The following is a 19,250-nucleotide window of genomic DNA, read 5'->3' on the forward strand; positions in this document are numbered from 1 at the left end:
CGGTGCATGTCGCCCAAGGTCCTCGCCATCGTCCTGGCCGGCGGCGAGGGCAAGCGCCTGATGCCGTTGACCGCAGACCGTGCCAAACCGGCCGTGCCGTTCGGCGGTATGTACCGCATGATCGATTTTGTGCTGTCCAACCTGGCCAACGGCGGCTTTCTCAAGATCGTCGTACTGACCCAGTACAAGTCGCACTCGCTGGACCGGCACGTGACCAAGACCTGGCGGATGTCCAACCTGCTCGGCAACTACGTCGCCCCGGTCCCCGCCCAGCAGCGCCGTGGCCCCTGGTGGTTCGCCGGCTCGGCGGACGCCATCTACCAGAGCTTCAACCTAATCAACGACGAGAAGCCCGACTACGTGATCGTCTTCGGGGCGGACCACATCTACCGGATGGACCCCCGGCAGATGGTGGAGGACCACATCGCCTCCGGCGCCGGTGTCACCGTGGCCGGGATCCGCCAGCCGCTGAGCCAGGCGGACCAGTTCGGGGTGATCGAGGTGGCCGCCGACGGGCGCCGGATCCAGGCGTTCCGGGAGAAGCCCACCGACGCCCGCGGCCTGCCGGACGCGCCGGGGGAGATCTACGCCTCGATGGGCAACTACGTCTTCACCACCGACGTGCTCTGCGAGGCGGTGGAGCGCGACGCGGCCGACAAGAGCAGCCGGCACGACATGGGCGGGAGCATCATCCCGATGCTGGTCGAGCGGGGCGAGGCGAACGTCTACGACTTCCGCGACAACCAGGTCCCCGGCAGCACCGAACGGGACCAGGGCTACTGGCGCGACGTCGGGACGTTGGACTCGTTCTACGAGGCGCACATGGACCTGATCGCCATCCACCCGATCTTCAACCTCTACAACTCGGCCTGGCCGATCTACACCGACCACCCCCCGTGGCCGCCGGCCAAGTTCGTGCACGGCTGGCAGGAGCGGGTGGGCCGGGCGATCGGATCGCTGATCTCGCCCGGTGTGATCGTCTCCGGCGCGTTGGTGGAGAACTCCGTGGTCTCGCCGAACGCCCGGATCAACTCCTGGGCGCACGTCGAGGGGTCGGTGCTGATGGAGGGTGTCGACATCGGCCGGCACGCGGTGGTCCGCAACGCCATCCTGGACAAGAACGTGGTGGTCCCCGAGGGGGCCGAGATTGGCGTGGACCTGGAACTCGACCGGACCCGCTACACCGTCTCCGACGGCGGGATCGTCGTCATCGGCAAGGGCCAACGGGTCGAGCCGTAAGGTCAGCTTGTACAGCCCGTGCCACACCCAGGAGGAGAATCGCCGATGTCGGTCCACGCCCGTGCCGGCCAGCCCGCCGACCCCGCCGACCTGATCGACGTAGCGCACCTCGTCACCGCGTACTACGCCGAGCATCCCGACCCGGCCGATCCCGGCCAGCAGGTCGCGTTCGGCACCTCCGGGCACCGGGGATCGAGCCTGAACACCGCGTTCAACGACGACCACATCGCCGCGATCACCCAGGCGACCTGTGAGTACCGGCGGGACCAGGGTGTGGACGGCCCGCTGTTCCTGGCCCGGGACACGCACGCCCTCTCCGAGCCGGCGCTGGTCACCGCGCTGGAGGTGCTGGCCGCCAACGACGTCACCGTGCTGATCGACAGCCGGGACGGTTTCACCCCGACCCCGGCGCTGTCGCACGCGATCCTCACCCACAACCGGGGGCGCGGCACCGGCCTGGCCGACGGCATCGTGGTCACCCCGTCACACAACCCGCCGTCCGACGGCGGGTTCAAGTACAACCCCACCAACGGGGGGCCGGCGGACACCGACGCCACGAAGTGGATCCAGGACCGGGCCAACCAACTGCTGGCCGACGGCCTCGCCGGGGTCCGGCGGATCCCGTACGCGCGGGCCCGGACGGCGGGCACCACCGACCGGTACGACTTCCTCGGCGCGTACGTCGACGACCTGCCCTCGGTGGTGGACGTGGCGGCGATCCGGGCCGCCGGGGTGCGCATCGGCGCCGACCCGCTGGGCGGGGCGAGCGTCGGCTACTGGGGCGAGATCGCCGACCGGCACGGGCTGGACCTGACGGTGGTCAACCCGGGTGTCGACCCGACCTGGCGGTTCATGACCCTGGACTGGGACGGCAAGATCCGGATGGACTGCTCGTCTCCGTACGCGATGGCGTCGTTGATCGCCGCCCGCGCCGACTACCAGATCGCCACCGGGAACGACGCCGACGCCGACCGGCACGGGATCGTCACGCCCGACGGCGGCCTGATGAACCCGAACCACTACCTGACCGTGGCGATCGCGCACCTGTTCCGGACCCGGACGGACTGGTCCCCGCAGGCGGCGATCGGCAAGACCCTGGTCTCGTCCTCGATGATCGACCGGGTCGCCGCCGACCTCGGACGTACGTTGATCGAGGTGCCGGTGGGCTTCAAGTGGTTCGTGCCGGGGCTGCTGGACGGTTCGGTCGGCTTCGGCGGTGAGGAGAGCGCGGGCGCCTCCTTCCTGCGCCGGGACGGGTCGGTCTGGACCACCGACAAGGACGGGCTCGTGCTCTGCCTGCTCGCCGCCGAGATCCAGGCGAGTACGGGCAGTTCGCCGAGCCAGCACTACGCCGACCTGGTCGCCCGCTTCGGTGACCCGGCGTACGCCCGGATCGACGCCCCGGCCAGCCGGGCGGAAAAGGCGGCACTGGGCAAGCTCTCGCCGGACCAGGTGACCGCGACCGAGCTGGCCGGTGAGCCGATCACGGCGACGCTGACCAGCGCGCCGGGCAACGGAGCGGCGATCGGCGGGCTGAAGGTGACCACCGAGTCGGGGTGGTTCGCGGCCCGCCCGTCCGGCACCGAGGACGTCTACAAGATCTACGCGGAGTCGTTCCGGGGTCCGGAGCACCTGACCCGGATCCAGGAGGAGGCGCGGGCCCTGGTGACCGAGGTCCTGGCGAAGGTGTGACCCGGCTCACTCCTGTTGCCCAAACGTGATCTTTCCTTTTGTGATCTTCGTACCGCAGGTGGGTAAACCCACCCGGTTGGTCCGAGATCACCCGACCGGTACGTGACGTACCCGTACCGGTCGGAGAGGAAGGAAAAGTCAGGATGAGAGTCACCCGTTGGGGCGCCGCACTGGGGGCGGTGACGATGCTCGCGTTCACCCTCACCCCACCCGGGCCCGCGCAGGCCGCCGCCGCTGCGGACACCTGGACCGGCACCTGGGCCGCATCGCCGCAGAGCGGCGGCACCAGCTTCAACCAGCAGACCATCCGGCAGATCGTCCGGACCAGCATCGGTGGAACCGCTGCCCGGATCCAGTTGTCGAACGCCTTCGGCGACCGGCCGCTGGTGGTGAGCGAGGTGCACGTCGCCCGGCGTACCTCCGGCTCCTCGATCGACCCCGGCACCGACCGGCGGGTCACCTTCGGCGGGCAGCCGGGCGTGACCATCCCGGTCGGTGCGCTGGCGGCCAGCGACGCGGTGGCGTTCACCGTCCCGACCGGCGCCGACGTGGTGGTCAGCCTCTACCTGCCCCAGCCGACCGGGCCGGCGACCTACCACCAGAGCGGGTTGCAGAACAACTACGTGGCCGCCGGCAACCAGAGCGGCAACGCCACCCTGACCGGGGCGCAGACGAACGGCAGTTACTACTTCCTGGCCAACCTCGACGTGCAGAACCCGGCCGCCGAGGGGGCGGTGGTGACGCTCGGCGCCTCCATCACCGACGGCATCGGCTCCGGGTTCGACGTCAACCGCCGCTGGCCCAACCACCTGGCCCGCAACCTAGCCTCCGCCGGGCGGACGATCGGCGTACTGAACCAGGGGATCAGCGGCAACAAGCTGCTCCAGGACGGGGCCGGGCAGAGCGCGCTGAAGCGGTTCGACCGGGACGTGCTCAACCAGCCGGGCGTACGGTGGGTGATCTTCTCCGACGACCCGATCAACGACCTCGGGGCGGGCAGCGGCCGACCGGGCGCCGACCAGCTCATCGCCGGGCTCCGGCAGCTCATCGACCGGGCACACCAGCGCGGGGTGAAGTTCCTCTGCTCCACCCTTACCCCGTTCCAGGGCTCCGGTGGCTGGTCCGCCGAGGGCGAGCAGTCGCGTGCGGCGATCAACACCTTTGTCCGCAGCGCCGGCAGCGGCTGTGACGGCGTCGTCGACCAGGACAACGCCACCCACGACCCGGCCCGGCCGACGTGGTTCCTGCCGGCGTACGACACCGGCGACCACCTGCACCCGAACGAGGCGGGCTTACAGGCGATCGCCAACGCGGTCAACCCGAGCCTGTTCACCGGTGGCGGCACCCCGCCGCCGACCACACCGATCGGTGCCCCCACCGACTGCGGCCGGCTGCTGCCGGGCCAGGGCCTGACCACCGGGCAGACCCTGGCCTCGTGCGACGGCCGGTTCCAGTTGCGCCTCCAGAGCGACGGCAACCTGGTGCTCTACCAGGGCACCGCCGCCCTCTGGTCCACCGGGACGGCCGGGCGCGCGGTCGCCCAGGCGGCGTTGCGGTCCGACGGCGACCTCACCCTGACCGGTTCCACCGGCGAGACCTTCTGGCGTACGGCCACCGCCGGCCAACCCGACACCGTGTTCTACCTCCAGGGCGACGGCAACCTGGTGATCTATTCCGCGGGTCGACCAATATGGAGTTCCGGCACCGTCGTGGGCTGATCCGGAATCGCAACAGGGCCGCTTTGTCGTCGCCGGTCGACAACAAAGCGGCCCTTGTTCGGTTTTATTCGTCTGAATGTCGTACCGCGCTGTTATAACGTCGGGCAACTGTGACCGGGGGCGCGGCGACAGAGAATCGGACCCCGGTGATGCTGATTCACTGGAGGACGGTTTCTTGAGTTCAGATACGGATCTTGCCATCGAAACGTCGGGGCTGGTGAAAGTCTTCGGCGACAACCGGGCGGTCGACGGGGTGGATCTCGCCGTACCGGCCGGGACCGTCTACGGCTTCCTCGGCCCCAACGGTGCCGGCAAGACCACCACGATCCGGATGCTCGCCACCCTGCTGCGCCCCGACGGCGGCACCGGGCGGGTGTTCGGCCACGACATCGTCCGGCAGGCCGACGCGGTACGCGCCAGGGTCGGCCTGACCGGCCAGTACGCCTCGGTCGACGACGAGCTCACCGGCCGGGAGAACCTGCTCATGCTCGCCCGGCTGCTCGGTTTCCGGTGGGCGGCGGGAGGTCGGCGCGCCGACGAGCTGCTCGCCGCGTTCGGCCTGACCGAGGCGGCCGGAAAGTTGGTGAAGACCTACTCCGGCGGGATGCGCCGCCGGCTCGACATCGCGGCGAGCATCGTGGTCACGCCGGACCTGCTGTTCCTGGACGAGCCCACCACCGGGCTCGACCCGCGCAGCCGCAACCAGGTCTGGGACATCGTCCGGGCCCTGGTCGCCTCGGGCACGACCGTGCTGCTCACCACCCAGTACCTGGACGAGGCGGACCAGCTCGCCGACCGGATAGCGGTCATCGACCACGGGCGGGTGATCGCCGAGGGGACCAGCGGCGAGCTCAAGTCGTCGGTCGGCGCCGGTGCCGTACGCGTCCGGCTGGGCGAGGCCGAGCAGCGACCGGCGGCCGAACTCGTACTGACCGGGGCGCTGGGTGTGCCGGTGACGCTGGAGTCCGACCCGTCGGCGCTCTCGGCCCGGGTGAACGACCCGGAGCGGGTGGCGGGTGCGCTGGCCGCGCTGACCCGGGCCGGGCTCGCGGTCACCGAATTCTCGCTCGGGCAGCCCAGCCTGGACGAGGTCTTCCTGGCCCTGACCGGCCACCCGGCCCGGGAGGGCGCGGACGAGACCAAGGCAGAGGTGCCCGCATGACCACCACCACGACAACCACCACCCCGACCCGTCCGGTCGACTCCGACGCGCTGCGTACGGTCCTCGCCACCCGGGACCGGCCGCCCCGCCCCAGCGCGTTGTCGGCCTCGGTGACCTTCGGGTGGCGGGCCATGCGCAAGATCCGGCACGTGCCGGAACAGCTTTTCGACGTCACTATTTTCCCGGTGATGCTGACCCTGATCTTCACTTATCTGCTCGGTGGGGCGTTGGCCGGCTCGCCCCGCGAATACCTGCAGTATCTGCTGCCGGGCATCCTGCTCCAGACCGTTGTCATGATCACCATGTACACCGGCATGACGTTGAACAACGACATTGCAAAGGGCATCTTCGACCGGTTCCGTACGCTGCCGATCTGGCGGCCGTCGGCGATCGTCGGTGCACTGCTCGGCGACGCCGTCCGGTACGCGCTCGCCTCGGTCGTGGTGCTCGGACTGGGCCTGGCGCTGGGTTTCCGGCCCGGTGGCGGCGTGTTCGGCGTACTGCTCGGGGTGCTCCTGGTGCTGGTCTTCTCGTTCAGCCTGACCTGGGTGTGGACGATGTTCGGCCTGATGCTGCGCACCCAGAACTCGGTGATGGGGGTGAGCATGCTGGTGCTCTTCCCGCTGACCTTCGGCAGCAACATCTTCGTCGACCCGGGCACCATGCCGGGGTGGCTGGAGGCGGCGGTACGGGCCAACCCGATCAGTCACGCCTCCACCGCCGTACGCGGCCTGATGGCCGGTACGGTCACCGCCGGTCAACTGGTTGCGGTGCTGCTGACCTGCGCGGTGCTGGTCGGGGTCTTCGGCCCGGTCACCATGTACCTCTACCGCAACAAGCGGTAGCCGCTCCCGGATCAGCGCAGGAAATCCGCCACCAGGCGGGTGAAGGTCTCGGCGTCGTCCAGCCAGGGGTAGTGCGCAGCGCCAGGCTGGACGACGCTCTCACCCTTGGGGAAGAGCGCTGCCCCTTCCCGTGCGGTCGCCGGCCTCGGGCTGGTGTCCAGTTCTCCGGCGAGGATCAGGACCGGGGCGTCGAGCGCCGCGATCGCCGAACGGATGCCGGGCGGGTCGGCCGCCTCCACGGCGTAGTAACGCTCGGCCGCCTCGGGATGGCGTTGCCCGACACCGGCCGCGGCGTGCGCCTGTGCGGCGGCATCCCACCGGCCGTAGGTGAACGGCACGATCCCCCGCCAGTCCTCGTCGGTCGGGTTGCCGGCGGCGATGTTGCCGAACGCGGCCACCGCCTCCGGGTACCACGGCTCATCCGCGCGCAGCGCGACACCCTCCTGGCGCTGTTCGGCGGTGAACGCGATACCCAGCGCGTACAGGGCCGGTGTGATCAGCAACAGCCGGCTGACCCGGTCCGGGTGGCGGGCCGCATACAGGGTGGCGAGGTCGCCGCCGGCCGAGTGGGCGAGCAGGTCGATCCGGTCCAGGCCCAGGTGCTCGCGCAACGCCTCGACGTCGTCCACCTGACGGTCCGCCCGGTACGACTCCGGGTCGGCCGGGATGCCCGACTCCCCGGTGCCCCGCAGGTCCAGCCGGTAGAGGGTCCGGTGCGCCCCGAGCCCGCCCAGGTCACCGAGGTACGCCGAGTCGCGCATCGGCCCACCGGGCAGGACGAGCAGCGGCTCACCCGTTCCCGTGACGTGGTAGGCGAGCAGGGTCCCGTCAACGCTGGTGAGGGTGGGCATCCGATGATCCTGTCAGCGCCGTCACCCGTACCGCAAAGGGTTTTGACGCCGACGGGGCGGCCGGCTCGCGCCGACCGCCCCGCCGTGGTGCGTGGTTCCGTTACGACAGCGGCTTCTTCGCGCCACCGCCGAGCAGGTGCGTGAGCGACTTGGCCACCAGGTCGTCACGGGCCGCCGGGGCGAGCCCCTCCAGACCGAAGCCGAGGTAGACGGTGTCCGGGGTGGTCACCACGGAACCCTCTTCGAACGCCGTCTGGCTGCGCGACCAGTCGTTCGAACCGGGGGAGGAGCCGGCCGGCGGACCGGCCACCGTCCAGCCGCCCAGGTCGGTCTCGAACGAGGTCTCCTCGACGGCGACACCGTTCTTGATCACCTTGGTGTCGTCGACGAAGGCACCGAGGCCCTGGGTGGACCAGTCCGACGCGTACGAGATGGACAGCTCGACCTGCTTGCCGGCGTACGCCGACAGGTCGACCGACCACTCCTGCCAGCCACCGGAGGCGCCGGTGGCCGCGTTCCACGTGCCGGTGGTGCCGGTCGGCGAGCAGTCCTCGCCGATGTAGTGGGCGAGCTGCGGGTGCAGTTCGGCCACCCAACCGGACGCGCAGCTCTCGCCGGTGCCGGTGCCGGTGTGCCCGTTGGCGTCCGGCAGCGTGGTCCAGTTGTCGGTCCCCACCTCGTGCGCCTCGACGAACAGGAAGTCCCAGTCCGCCTCGATGTCGTGCGAGATGAAGAAGTTCAACGCACCGCTGGTCGCCCCGGTCAGGTCGACCGTCCGGGTCAGCCGCTTGTACGACACGTCCGCCTGGCCGCTGAACAGGTACCAGTCACCCGTACGCGGGTCGAACGGCGCGCCGCCCGGACGGCCCCAGCCGACCGGTGCCGTGCTGGTGAACTGTGGGAACTGGTCCGGGGGGAGGAAGCTCGACGTGGTCAGGAACGACGCCGTGTGGTCCTGGTTGGCCGCCGAGCCCGGCGCGTTGAGCACCCCGTTGAACCCGGCGAACGCACCGTCGTTGCCGACCACCGGGTACGGGTTGCCGTCGCCGTCCTGGCCGCCACCACTGACGTACGTGTGCGCGCCCAGGTAGTACTGCTGGAAATCGTTGAGGATCGGCAGGCAGGTCCCGCCCGGTGCGGGACACTCCGGCGGTGCGCCCGGCGCGTAGTAGTACGCACCGTCCGCGGACTGCGCGAAGAGTGCGTTCTTCCCGCTGACCAGGAGCTTGCCACCCTCGTTGAGGTAGTCCCGGACCGCGAACTCGGTTTCGATCGCGGCCTTCGCCGTGGTCCCGGCCACCTGGCCCGGCGCCCGCAGGATCACGTCGTCACCGGTCTCCCAGACCACCGCGTCGTAGTGCGACAGCACACCGAGCGGGTGCGGCGCCTTGCGACCACGGGTGTCGAAGTCGTAGACGTCGCTGGTCTTGCCGGCGGCGGTGAGCGCGGCGGCCACCTCGTCGGCGTACTTGGCGCTGGTGCCGGTCTGCACCGGGCTTGGCCCGGTCACGTCCTCGACGGCCAGTACCAGCACGTCGCCACCGATGTCGGTGCTGACCTGGTACGTGAAGTGCTCACTGGCGGTGGGTCCGCCGCCCTTGGGTTTGGTGCCGGTGAACCAGACCTCCACCCGGTCACCGGCCTTGGCGCCGGTCACCGTGCCGCGTACCTCGGCGTAGTAGTCGTCGTGGGTGTCGCCGTACCGCTCGCCACCCCGCCATTCCTTGACCTCGACCGACTTCGGGCGACCGCCGTTGATCACGTAGTGCATCTGGACGTTCTTCAGCGAACGCCGGGCGATCGTGGCGACCGGCTGGCGGCTGCCGTACGAGGTGTCGAACTTGTCGACCTCGAAGTCCGGGGTGCTGCGGCCGACCACCGACACCGGGTTGTCCGGGGTGGCGGCGGACTTGGCCACGGCGAGCGCGAACGGGAGGTTCTTCGCCACCTCGGCGGCGATGAGGTCCTCGTCGTCGGGGAAGTTGAACCCGCTGGCGCAGTCCTCGGCCAGCCACTCGTCGTTCGGGTCCGAGTTCGACACTGTCTCGCAGGTGGTCATCTCGGGGGTGAAGCCGAGCGTGCCGTAGCGGACCGTGGCGTGCGTGTCGGTGTCGCCGTTGGTGGTGTACAGCTCGGCCGAGATGTCCGGGTCGTAGCCGGGGATCGCCGGGTTGGCGTCGTCACCGGCCATCGCCTCGTAGATCACGTCGTCCGGGGTCGGGGTGTCGACCTGCCAGCCGACACCGTAGAGCAGCAGCTCGGCGGCCGAGTGGTAGTTGATGTAGAACTCGAAGCCCACCCGCCGGAACAGGCCGTCGAGCGCCTTCGTCTCCGGCTCGGAGTTCGGGCCGGTGCCACGGTAGGTTTCGCTCGACGGGTCCGACGACGAGCCCTCGTTGTCGTACCCCCACTTGTAGGAGAAGTTCCGGTTCAGGTCCACCCCGTCGCCGGAGGTGATCTGACCGTCCCCGTTGTTGTCGCGCAGGTTCTTGCGCCACAACCGGTTGCCTTCGGTGAAGGTGAAGTCGTACCCGTCCGGGTTCGACACCGGCAGGAACCACAGCTCGGTGGTGTCGACCAGTCGGGTGATCTCCGGGTCGGTGCCGTAGTTGTCGAGCACATGGTGCAGCAGCCGGCGGGTCATCTCCGGGGTGATCCACTCGCGGGCGTGCTGGGCGGCGCCGTAGAGCACGGCCGGGCGCTTGCCGTCCTCGACGTTCTTGGCGTTCTTGGTGACCTTGACGGCGAGGATCGGCTTGCCCTGGACGGTCTTGCCGATCGTCTCGACCTTGGTCAGCTTCGGGAACCGGGCCGCGGTCGAGGTGATCTCGTCCCGGATACCGCCGGGCTCGCTGTACGACCGGAACGCCGACCACCCGTTGGCGGACTGCTCGCGCAGCGCCCGGGAGGCCTCCTTGCCGCGTACCTTCTTGACGGACAGCTTGACGCCCTTGGTGGCAAGCCGAGCGGCCTGCTCCTTGCTGAGCACCACCTGTACGGCGGAGTTCCCGGCCTTGTCGACCGCACCGACCGCGTGCCCGACGTCGACCCCGCTATCTCGGAGTACGTCGATCTGCTTCGCATCGGCCGAGCCGACGTACACCTCCAGGTTGCTGTTGCCGCCATCCGGTGTGGCCGGTGGCTTCGCACTTACCGGTGTGGTCAGCACCAGAACGCCGACCAAAGTGAACACGCCGGCGATCGCCAGCCGTGTTTTGCGCATTGCGCCCCCTCGTTCGAAGGATCTCTACGCGCGAGCATTCTGTGCCGGCTCAGACGTGTCAATGATTCGATCGGTTGCTCTACGGCGATCAGTGACCGGTTGGTAACCCACTGTTTCGCCATGTCCCGTAGGCACCCGTTCGCGTTACCGTTGCGCGGCCCGATCCACCGTCTCCTGTGGAGGAAACCCGTGCCGGCCGACCTCGACGAAGCACCGGCCGGGGAGCGGGTCACCGGGGCCGCCCCGCACCTGACACCGCTGGTTGACCGCGAGTGGGCGCTCTGGCGGTCGGTCTGCCTGCGGGGCACGGGCTTCCCGTTCGACCTGCTCGACGGGCTGGCCAGCCCGGCACTCGCGGCCACCGCCGACCAGTTGATCACCTCCGTCGAGCCGGGCGCGCCGACGGCGGGGACCGAGGCGTACCGGGAACGGTTCCGGGTGGCCGGACGGGACCTGGCGGCGGCGTTGCACCGGGTCGCGGCCGAGCCGCGCTTCCGGGAGGCGGTCACCTGGCAGAACCCGCACGCCGTACGCACCGGGCTGGACACCCTCCTGCGCCGCGACCCGGACACCGTCGTACGGACAGCCCGGCACCGCCGGTACGAGGCGCTGGTCACCAACTACCTGCACCGGTACTGCGCGAAGAACGACACGATCGGCTTCTTCGGCCCGGTCGGCTGGGCCGAGGTCGTCCCCGACCAGGTCACCCCGCTGCGGCACACCCGGACGGCGGACCCGGTCGCCGCCCGGACGCTCTATTTCGAGCACTGGGCGGTGGCGGCGGTGGCGGCGGCACACGCCCCGGGACTGCGCCGGTGGCTGGCACCCCGCCGGATGCCGCTGCTCGACGTGGTCGAAGGGGCGCTGCGGGTGCCGCTGGCCGACCCTGTCCCGTTGGACCCGGTTGCGGCGGCGGTGCTGCGCGCCTGTGACGGCGTACGGCTGCCGGACCGGATCGTGGCCGAGGTGCTGGCCGACCCGAGCACCGCGACCACCGACCCGGCCGAGGTGCTCGCCACCCTCGACCGCCTGCACGCGGCCCGGTGGATCACCTGGGACCTGGAGGCGCCGGCCGACGACCTGCGTTCGGAGATCACCCTGCGGGGGATCCTGGACCGGGTGGACGATCCGGCGGTGCCTGCCCCGGCGGTCGCCGCCCTGGCCGAGCTGACCGCCGCCCGTGACGCGGTCGCGGCGGCACGCGGGGACGACCGGGCGCTGCTGCCGGCCCTCGACCGGCTCGACAACACCTTCACCCGGCTCACCGACCTGGCGGCCCGACGCGACAACGGCCAGGCGTACGCGGGCCGGACGCTGGTGTTCGAGGAGTGCCGGCGGGCCGACGAGGTGACCCTCGGTCCGGCACTGCTGGAGCCGCTGCGGGCCCCGCTCGGGCTGGTCCTCGACAGCGCCCGCTGGTTCACCTCGGCGGGCGCGGCGCTCTACCGCCGGGCGTTCCGCGACCTCTACCGGCAACTCGCCGGCCCGACCGGTGCCGGTCCGGTCCCGTTCGCCGAGTTCTGGCTGCTCGCCCACGACCTGCTGGTCCAGCCGGCGGAATCGTTGGTCCGGCCGCTGACCCGGGCGTTGCAGGCCCGGTGGGCCAAGGTGCTGGTGTTGCCCGCCGCCGACGCTCCCGGTGTCGGTACGTTCGGCGGCGAGGTTCTCGGTGTCGGGACGCCTGGCGGCACCACGCCCGGGATCGGTGGGCCGGAGCAACGCCGGGTGCACCGGGACAGTGCGGCGCTGCGGGCGGCCGTCCGGGCGGCGTTCCCGGCCACCCGACCGGGCTGGACCGGGGCGGTGCAGCACAGCCCGGACCTGATGCTCGCCGCCGCCGACCCGGCCGCGGTCGAGGCCGGCGACTTCGAGTGGATCCTCGGTGAGCTGCACCCCGGCGCGAACACCATGCGGTACGCGAGCTGGTTCGCGTACCACCCGGAGCCGGAGCGGATGCGGGCGGCGATGGCGGCGGACCTGTCGCCGGGGGTGGTGCTGATGGGGGCGACCGAGGCGCAGGGCGGGACACCCGTGCGTACCGCGCCGGAACTGGCCGGGCCGGGCGACGTACGGCTGGTCTTCGCCCCCGACACCTGCGGTTACGACCCGGACCGGGACCTGCTCGTCGGTGCCTGCGAGCTGTACGAGTCCGACGGTCGCCTGGTGGTCCGTCGTCGTTCCGGCGGCCGGGAGTACGAGCTGCTGGAGGTCGTCGCCGACCTGGTCTCGGCCCGGCTGGTGCAGCAGTTCCGGCTGCTGCCGCCCGCCCCGCACACGCCCAGGGTGCAGGTCGACCGGCTGGTGATCCACCGCGAGTCGTGGACCTTCGGGCCGGGGGCCCTGACGCCGTTCGCCGAGCCGGACGAGGCCGACCGGTTCCTCGCCGTACGTCGCTGGGTCGCCCGGCACGGCCTGCCCCGGTACGTCTTCGCCCGGGTCACCGGGGAGCGCAAGCCGATCCACCTGGACCTGACGAGTCTCGCCTCGGTGGACGTGCTCGCGCGGGCGGTCCGCCGGGCGACCCGGCTCGACCCGGACGGTGCCAGGGTGACCGTCACCGAGATGCTGCCCGGCCCGGACCAGCTCTGGCTCGCCGACACCGCCGGCCGCCGCTACTGCGCCGAGTTCCGCTTCGTCGCCGTCGACCGGACGACCACCCGGTGAGCCTCCGCGTCGCCCCCGCCGTGGCCCCGACCGCCGTCGCCCCGACCGGCGTGGCCCCGACCGGCGTGGCCCCGACCGGCGTGGCCCCGACCGGCGTCGCCCCGACCGGCGTGGCCCCGACCGGCGTCTCCGCCCTGGTCAGCCCTCCGGGATGACGCAGGAGGCGGACGGGTCGGCGGGGTTCGCGGCGAGGATGTCCTCGTACACCCCGACCTTGTGGTTGATCAGGTCGAGAGACCGGGTGAGCTGGGCGATCTGGGCGTTGACCCGGTCGCGGTGTTCGAGCATGAGGGCGAGGCGTTCGGTCTCGTTGCCGGTGCCCTGCCGGACCATCTCGGTGTAGCGGCGGATCGTCGGCAGCGGCATGCCGGAGACGCGCAGGATGATGCAGACCCGCAGCCAGGCCACGTCGTACTCGGTGTAGACCCGGCGGCCTCCGCCGTCGCGCCGTACGGCCTGCTCGATGATGCCCTCGCGTTCGTAGAAGCGCAGGGCGTGCACGCTGAGTCCGGTGCGTTCGGCGACCTGTCCGATGCTCAGACCGGGGCTCTCGGTCCGGGTGCTCTCCATGCCGCCAAGGATACGAGCTTGACCTAGAGTCGACTCTAGGTCATACGTTGCCGTCCATGCGTTATCGAATTCTCGGCGGCACCGGCATCGAAGTGAGCATCCACTGCCTCGGCACGATGATGTTCGGCTCCGTCGGCAACCCCGACCACGACGACAGCATCCGGATCATCCACGCCGCCCTCGACCAGGGGATCAACTTCGTCGACACCGCGGACATGTACTCCCTGGGGGAGTCCGAGGAGATCGTCGGCAAGGCCCTGAAGGGCCGGCGCGACGACGTGGTGCTCGCCACCAAGGTCCACTTCCACATGGGCGAGGGTCGCAACCGGGGCGGTAACTCCCGGCGCTGGATCCTCAAGGAGGTCGAGGAGAGCCTGAAGCGGTTGCAGACCGACTGGATCGACCTCTACCAGATCCACCGCCCCGACCACACCACCGACATCGAGGAGACCCTGTCGGTCCTGGACGACCTCGTACGCCAAGGCAAGATCCGTACGTTCGGGTGCTCGACCTTCCCGCCTGAGGAGATCGTCGAGGCGCACCACGTGGCCGAGCGCCGAGCTGTCGGGCGGTTCCGGACCGAGCAGCCGCCGTACTCGATCCTGGCCCGGGGGATCGAGACCTCCGTGCTCCCGGTGACCCAGCGGTACGGCATGGGCGTCCTGGTCTGGAGCCCGCTCGCCTCGGGCTTTCTCTCCGGTCGGTACCGCCGGGGGGAGTCCGTCGACCTCTCGACCGGCCGTCCCCGGCTCAACCCGGGCCGGTTCGACCCCTCCCTCGCGGTCAACGTGACCAAGTTGGAGATCGTCGAACAGCTCGTCGAGGTCGCGGAGGGCATCGGCTGCACGCTGCCGGAGCTTGCCCTGGCCTTCGCCGTGGCCCACCCCGGCGTCACCTCGGCGATCATCGGGCCGCGCACGATGGAGCACCTGGAAGCGTCGCTCAAGGGCGCCTCGCTGTTGTTGGACGACGCCACCCTGGACCGGATCGACGAGATCGTCCCGCCCGGCACCAACGTTTACCAGCCCGACGGCGCCTGGCGTCCGGTGTCCCTGACCGACCCGGTCCGCCGCCGACGCCCACTGTCCGACCGCCCGGCGGCCTGACCCGTGGTACGGCCCGGGCGGTCGCCGCCGAGACGCTGACCGGGCGACCGGGGGACCGGGCACCGCCCGAGGCGTACGACGCGAATTTTCTTTACATCATCTTTGATGTACCTACTCCGCTGGGTATGTAAGCCCTGATCGAGTCACCGTCGTTCAGCGGCGAGCCGCTGGGCGGGTGTGGGGGGTCCACCGGTTCGGCAGGCCGAGCCGGTGGACCGCGCACGCCACAGCACGGTGGGAGCCGGTGGACCGCGCACGCCCCAGTGGCAGCGCGGCGTCGGCGGGGCGAGCAGGTGTCAGCGCGGCGTCGGCTGGGGGAGCGGCGGGCGCTCGTGCTCGTGTCCCAGCCGGGCCGGGGCGGGGCGCATGAGGAAGACCACGACCAGGCCGGCGACGATGCCGACGGCTCCGGCCACGGCGAAGGTCCCCTGGACGCCGGTGACCGCCGCCGCGTGCGCCGCGCTGTCGAGCAGTTCCCGCCCGTCCGGCGGCGCCGCGTGCAGCAGGCCGGGCGTCTGACCGCCCGCGATGCCGTGCGCGACCCGACCCGCATCCGGCAGCTCGCGTCCGGACAGGACAGCCTGCGCGCGGGCGGCGAAGACGCTGCCCAGCACGGCGATGCCGAAGGCGAAGCCGAGCTGGCGGGCGGTGTTGACCGCACCGGCGGCCATGCCCCCACGTTGTGGCGGCACCAGCGACATCGAGACCGAGCCGAGGATCGGCGTCACCAGGCCGACGCCGACCCCGACCACGGCGAGACCGGGAACCAGCGCCGGCCAGCCGGCCGCACCGTGTACGAGCACGGCGGTGAGCAGGCTCCCGAGACCGACGAGCAGCAGCCCTCCACCGATCACCAGATCGGGCCGCCGCCCGTGCAGGATCCGCCCCAGGACCGCCGAGACGGCAAACGCCGTGATCGACATCGGCAGCCCGGTCAGCCCCGCCCCGATCGCACTCATGCCCAGCACCGACTGGAGCCAGATCGAGGTGTAGGTGAACGTGGCGAAGGCGGCGAACGTCAGCAGCAGGCCGGCGAGCAGCACCGCGACGAACGAGCGGTTGCGCAGCAGGGCGAGGTCGAACATCGCGTACGGGGAGCGCGACTCGAACGCGACGAACCCGGCCAGCAGCGCCACCGCCAGTACGAGCAGCGCCCACACCCCCGGATCGGACCAGCCGTCCTCGTTCGCCCGGATGAGCGCGTACGTGGCGCAGGCCGCCGCCGCCGTGAAGCTGGCCATGCCACCGATGTCCACCCTGCCCCGACCCGAAATGTGGACGGTGGCGAGCGTGGTCAGACACAGCACGATGGCGACGGCGCTGACAGGCAGGTTGACGAAGAAGATCCAGCGCCACGACAGGCCCTCGGTGAGCAGCCCGCCGAGGATCGGACCCACCGCTGCGGAGGCGCCCGACACCGCACCCCAGATCCCGTACGCGGTGCCCCGGTCGCGTCCGGCGTACGCGCTGTTGAGCAGGGCGAACGTGGTCGCGAACATGGCCGCCGCACCGATGCCCTGGACCGTACGGGCGGTGATCAGCACGCCGGTGTTGGGGGCGAGGCCGCACATCAGGGACGAGGCGGCGAAGATCGCGAGCCCGACGACGTACGCGCGACGGTGCCCGACGAGGTCGGCGATCGAACCCGCCCCGAGCACCAGAGCGCCCAGCGCCAGGGCGTACGCGTTGATCACCCATTGCAGGGCGCCGAAGGAGGCGTCCAGGTCACCGACCATGTCGGGCAGGGCGACGACCACGATGGTGACGTCGATCAGGAGCATGAACGTACCGAGGCAGACCGTCATCAGCGGCAGCCACTTGCGCATGTCGATACCTGCGTTTCTCGGGGCGGTGGGGAAGTGCGTGGGGCTTGGTCGCTTCCCAGCGTGGTAGCCCGGCGATCAGAAGTCCAACAGATGGATCTGCTGGGAGCTAGAATCGCTGGTTATGGAATTGAGGCAGCTCGAATACTTCGTCGCGGTGGCCGAGGAGCAGAGCTTCACCCGGGCCGCCGAGCGGGTGCACATCAGCCAGTCCGGGGTCAGCGCCCAGATCCGCCAGCTCGAACGCGAGGTGGGTGCCGAGCTGTTCGACCGCTCCGCGCGTACCGCCACGCTCACCGTTGCGGGGAAGGCGGCGCTCGAACACGCCCGCGTCGCGCTCGCCGCCGCCGGAGCGGTCGGGCAGGCGGTGGGTGAGGTGACCGACCTGATCCGGGGGCGGATCACCGTCGGGATGGTCATCGGATGCACCGTCACGCCGCTGTTCGATGCCCTCGCCTCCTTCCATCGCGCCCACTCCGGTGTGGAGGTCGCACTACTGGAGGACAACTCCGACCGGCTCGTGGAGGGTGTGCGTGCCGGCAGCATCGACCTGGCACTCATCGGTTGCGCGACCGCCACCCCGGACGGGCTGGAGGCGCTGACGATCATCAGTGAGCGGCTCGTCGTCACGGTCCCGGCGGGGCACCCGTTGGCGAGGAAGCGCCGGGTGGCCCTGCGCGACCTAGACGCGTACCCGATCGTCTGCATGCCGGTCGGGACCGGCCTGCGCACGGTGTTCGACCAGGCCTGCGCCGCGCGGGGCCTCCGGCCGACGATCGCGCTACAGGCCAGCGCCGCCGATGCCATCGCGGACCTGGCCGCCCGCGGTCTCGCCGTCGGCATCCTGAGCAGTTCGATGGCCACCCGCTACACCGACCGGCTCGTCGCCCGGATGGTCGACGACCTGGAGACGCCGGCTCTGCTCGCCCTGGTCTGGAAGGACGCGCACAGCCCAGCCGTGCGCGAGTTGCTGGTGCACAGCCGGCGGGCGTTCAGCGGGTAGCGCCGGCCAGGTCCCGCAGCAGGTCGCCGTCGAGGCGCAGGAACGGTGCAGCACGTCGACGTCGGCCGGCACCGCCGGACGGATGAGCGGTTCGGCGGGGGTCAGTGTTTCCCGATCACGTATGTGGGCATGGTGCCTCCGCCGCGATCAATTCGAAAGACCGGGTCCGCGCGGGTCAGGCGATCCCGGTCGGTTCGGCCGACGGCGTACGGAGGGCGGCGAAGGTGATTTCCGTACGCACCTTGAACCCCATCGCCTCGTAGAGCCGGATCGCGTTGATGTTGTTCCCGGCGACGTGCAGGAACGGGGTGTCGCCCCGGCGACGGATCCCGGCCGCCACCGCCTTGACCAGCCGGCTGGCCAGCCCCTGGCCCCGATGTCCGGGATCGGTGCAGACCGCGCTGATCTCGGTCAGGCGGGGCACCCGCAGCCGCTCGCCCCCCATCGCGACGAGCGCACCGCCCCGGCGGATCCCCAGGTACGTGCCCAGCTCGATCGTGCGCGGGGCGAACGGCCCCGGCTCGGTACGCGCCACCAGGTCGAGCATCTCCGGTACGTCAGCCCCGGTCAGCGTCACCGCCTCCGGATCGTCGGCCGCCTCCACGGCGACGTCGACCATTTGCAGCCCTTCGCCGTGCCACACCACATCCCACCCGGCGGGCAGCACGAGCCCGACGCCCGCGACGGCAACCATCGCACCGGGTCCGGCCAGCGTCGCCAGGTCGGACCAGGCCCCCTCGTCGTGCCAGTCGGTAACGGCGGAGAACGGTGAGATGTCCGGCTGGAAGCGGACGGCCCGACCGTGGGCGGTGGCGAAGCGGGCATGCCGACCGGTCAGCGAGGACCAGACGGGGTTACCTGAGATGTCGTGCTCGTCGGGCCTGATGCTCATCGCTGCCACTTTTCCCGGTCGGGGTCATCGTCCAACCGGCAAGGCTATCCGGCGTCCCCGGCGTACGACCCCGAGCGTGACCAGGCGAAGCACTGTGAGGCCCACCACCATCCGCCCCCCAAGTTACCCGAGTACGGAGGCTCAAGTTCTGATCAAGTTCCGTGTCGATGCGTACGGTCGGCGGTTGTCAGCTCCTACGGTTGGGTACCGCATACACATCCCAACGAAGAGGAAGCTCCTGATGCCCAGCGAAGAGTCCGAGTCGACCACGACCTCCACGCCCAAGCGCCCGACCACCGTCATCCCGAAGACGACATCGGGAAAGACGGCAGACCCCGACGGCTCGATGGCCGACGGTGGCGGTGCGTCGGTGCCGTACAAGACCTTCGTGATCGGCATGTCCGGGCGGACCCGGCGCAGGCCACGGGCCTGACGCAAGCGGCCGGCGGCACGGATTCAGAC

15 protein-coding genes are annotated in these 19,250 nt (G+C 70.7%); 10 read left to right on the forward strand and 5 right to left on the reverse strand.

The window, feature by feature from the left end; all coding sequences use genetic code 11:
• Positions 1 to 6 precede the first annotated feature (6 nt).
• From glgC to ACWEFB_RS07755, 5 genes are all read left to right on the forward strand, one after another.
• Positions 7 to 1,239 carry a glucose-1-phosphate adenylyltransferase gene (glgC, locus tag ACWEFB_RS07735; protein ID WP_452283286.1) on the forward strand — a complete coding sequence of 411 codons (1,233 nt, stop codon included), beginning with the start codon at positions 7 to 9 and terminating at the stop codon, positions 1,237 to 1,239.
• Positions 1,240 to 1,284: 45 nt separating this feature from the next.
• A complete protein-coding gene (pgm, locus tag ACWEFB_RS07740; RefSeq protein ID WP_452283288.1) occupies positions 1,285 to 2,931 on the forward strand; it encodes a phosphoglucomutase (alpha-D-glucose-1,6-bisphosphate-dependent) in 1,647 nt (548 codons plus the stop codon).
• A gap of 143 nt (positions 2,932 to 3,074) precedes the next feature.
• Positions 3,075 to 4,649, forward strand: coding sequence for a GDSL-type esterase/lipase family protein (locus ACWEFB_RS07745; RefSeq protein WP_452283290.1), 1,575 nt, complete (start codon positions 3,075 to 3,077; stop codon positions 4,647 to 4,649).
• A 175-nt stretch (positions 4,650 to 4,824) separates the two neighbouring features.
• On the forward strand, positions 4,825 to 5,811 hold the full coding sequence (locus tag ACWEFB_RS07750) for an ATP-binding cassette domain-containing protein (protein ID WP_452283292.1): 987 nt from the start codon (positions 4,825 to 4,827) through the stop codon (positions 5,809 to 5,811).
• Positions 5,808 to 6,656 carry an ABC transporter permease gene (locus tag ACWEFB_RS07755; protein ID WP_452283294.1) on the forward strand — a complete coding sequence of 283 codons (849 nt, stop codon included), beginning with the start codon at positions 5,808 to 5,810 and terminating at the stop codon, positions 6,654 to 6,656. Before ACWEFB_RS07750 ends, ACWEFB_RS07755 begins: the two co-directional genes overlap by 4 nt.
• A gap of 11 nt (positions 6,657 to 6,667) precedes the next feature.
• Here ACWEFB_RS07755 and ACWEFB_RS07760 read toward each other — a convergent pair whose 3' ends face one another.
• Both ACWEFB_RS07760 and ACWEFB_RS07765 read right to left on the reverse strand, forming a co-directional pair.
• Positions 6,668 to 7,507 carry an alpha/beta fold hydrolase gene (locus ACWEFB_RS07760; RefSeq protein ID WP_452283296.1) on the reverse strand — a complete coding sequence of 280 codons (840 nt, stop codon included), beginning with the start codon at positions 7,505 to 7,507 and terminating at the stop codon, positions 6,668 to 6,670.
• Between the two features lie 100 nt (positions 7,508 to 7,607).
• On the reverse strand, positions 7,608 to 10,730 hold the full coding sequence (locus ACWEFB_RS07765) for a M14 family zinc carboxypeptidase (RefSeq protein ID WP_452283298.1): 3,123 nt from the start codon (positions 10,728 to 10,730) through the stop codon (positions 7,608 to 7,610).
• Between the two features lie 189 nt (positions 10,731 to 10,919).
• On the opposite strand from ACWEFB_RS07765, the gene ACWEFB_RS07770 reads away from it, so the two are divergent.
• Positions 10,920 to 13,394 carry a lantibiotic dehydratase gene (locus ACWEFB_RS07770; protein ID WP_452283300.1) on the forward strand — a complete coding sequence of 825 codons (2,475 nt, stop codon included), beginning with the start codon at positions 10,920 to 10,922 and terminating at the stop codon, positions 13,392 to 13,394.
• The gene (locus tag ACWEFB_RS07775; protein ID WP_452283302.1) at positions 13,391 to 13,549 is read left to right on the forward strand and encodes a hypothetical protein; all 159 of its coding nucleotides are present in this window, start codon (positions 13,391 to 13,393) and stop codon (positions 13,547 to 13,549) included. The genes ACWEFB_RS07770 and ACWEFB_RS07775 overlap by 4 nt, the downstream gene beginning before the upstream one ends.
• Here the strand turns inward: ACWEFB_RS07775 and ACWEFB_RS07780 are convergent.
• A complete protein-coding gene (locus ACWEFB_RS07780; RefSeq protein WP_452283304.1) occupies positions 13,533 to 13,964 on the reverse strand; it encodes a MerR family transcriptional regulator in 432 nt (143 codons plus the stop codon). The genes ACWEFB_RS07775 and ACWEFB_RS07780 overlap by 17 nt on opposite strands.
• Before the next feature lie 56 nt (positions 13,965 to 14,020).
• Here ACWEFB_RS07780 and ACWEFB_RS07785 point away from each other — a divergent pair, with 56 nt between their 5' ends.
• Entirely contained in the window at positions 14,021 to 15,070 is a 1,050-nt protein-coding gene (locus ACWEFB_RS07785) for an aldo/keto reductase (RefSeq protein ID WP_452283306.1), read from the forward strand.
• A 296-nt stretch (positions 15,071 to 15,366) separates the two neighbouring features.
• On the opposite strand, the gene ACWEFB_RS07790 is transcribed toward ACWEFB_RS07785, so the two are convergent.
• The gene (locus ACWEFB_RS07790) at positions 15,367 to 16,896 is read right to left on the reverse strand and encodes an MFS transporter (protein WP_452283308.1); all 1,530 of its coding nucleotides are present in this window, start codon (positions 16,894 to 16,896) and stop codon (positions 15,367 to 15,369) included.
• A gap of 121 nt (positions 16,897 to 17,017) precedes the next feature.
• Here ACWEFB_RS07790 and ACWEFB_RS07795 point away from each other — a divergent pair, with 121 nt between their 5' ends.
• Complete coding sequence (locus ACWEFB_RS07795; protein WP_452283310.1) at positions 17,018 to 17,896, forward strand: LysR family transcriptional regulator; 879 nt, start codon at positions 17,018 to 17,020, stop codon at positions 17,894 to 17,896.
• 175 nt (positions 17,897 to 18,071) lie between these two features.
• Here the strand turns inward: ACWEFB_RS07795 and ACWEFB_RS07800 are convergent, their stop codons facing one another.
• Positions 18,072 to 18,788, reverse strand: a complete 717-nt coding sequence (locus ACWEFB_RS07800) for a GNAT family N-acetyltransferase (protein ID WP_452283312.1) — start codon at positions 18,786 to 18,788, stop codon at positions 18,072 to 18,074.
• Between the two features lie 241 nt (positions 18,789 to 19,029).
• On the opposite strand from ACWEFB_RS07800, the gene ACWEFB_RS07805 reads away from it, so the two are divergent.
• A complete protein-coding gene (locus tag ACWEFB_RS07805; RefSeq protein WP_452283314.1) occupies positions 19,030 to 19,221 on the forward strand; it encodes a hypothetical protein in 192 nt (63 codons plus the stop codon).
• Positions 19,222 to 19,250: the final 29 nt, after the last annotated feature.

It is taken from the genome of Micromonospora sp. NPDC004704, from assembly GCF_053601675.1.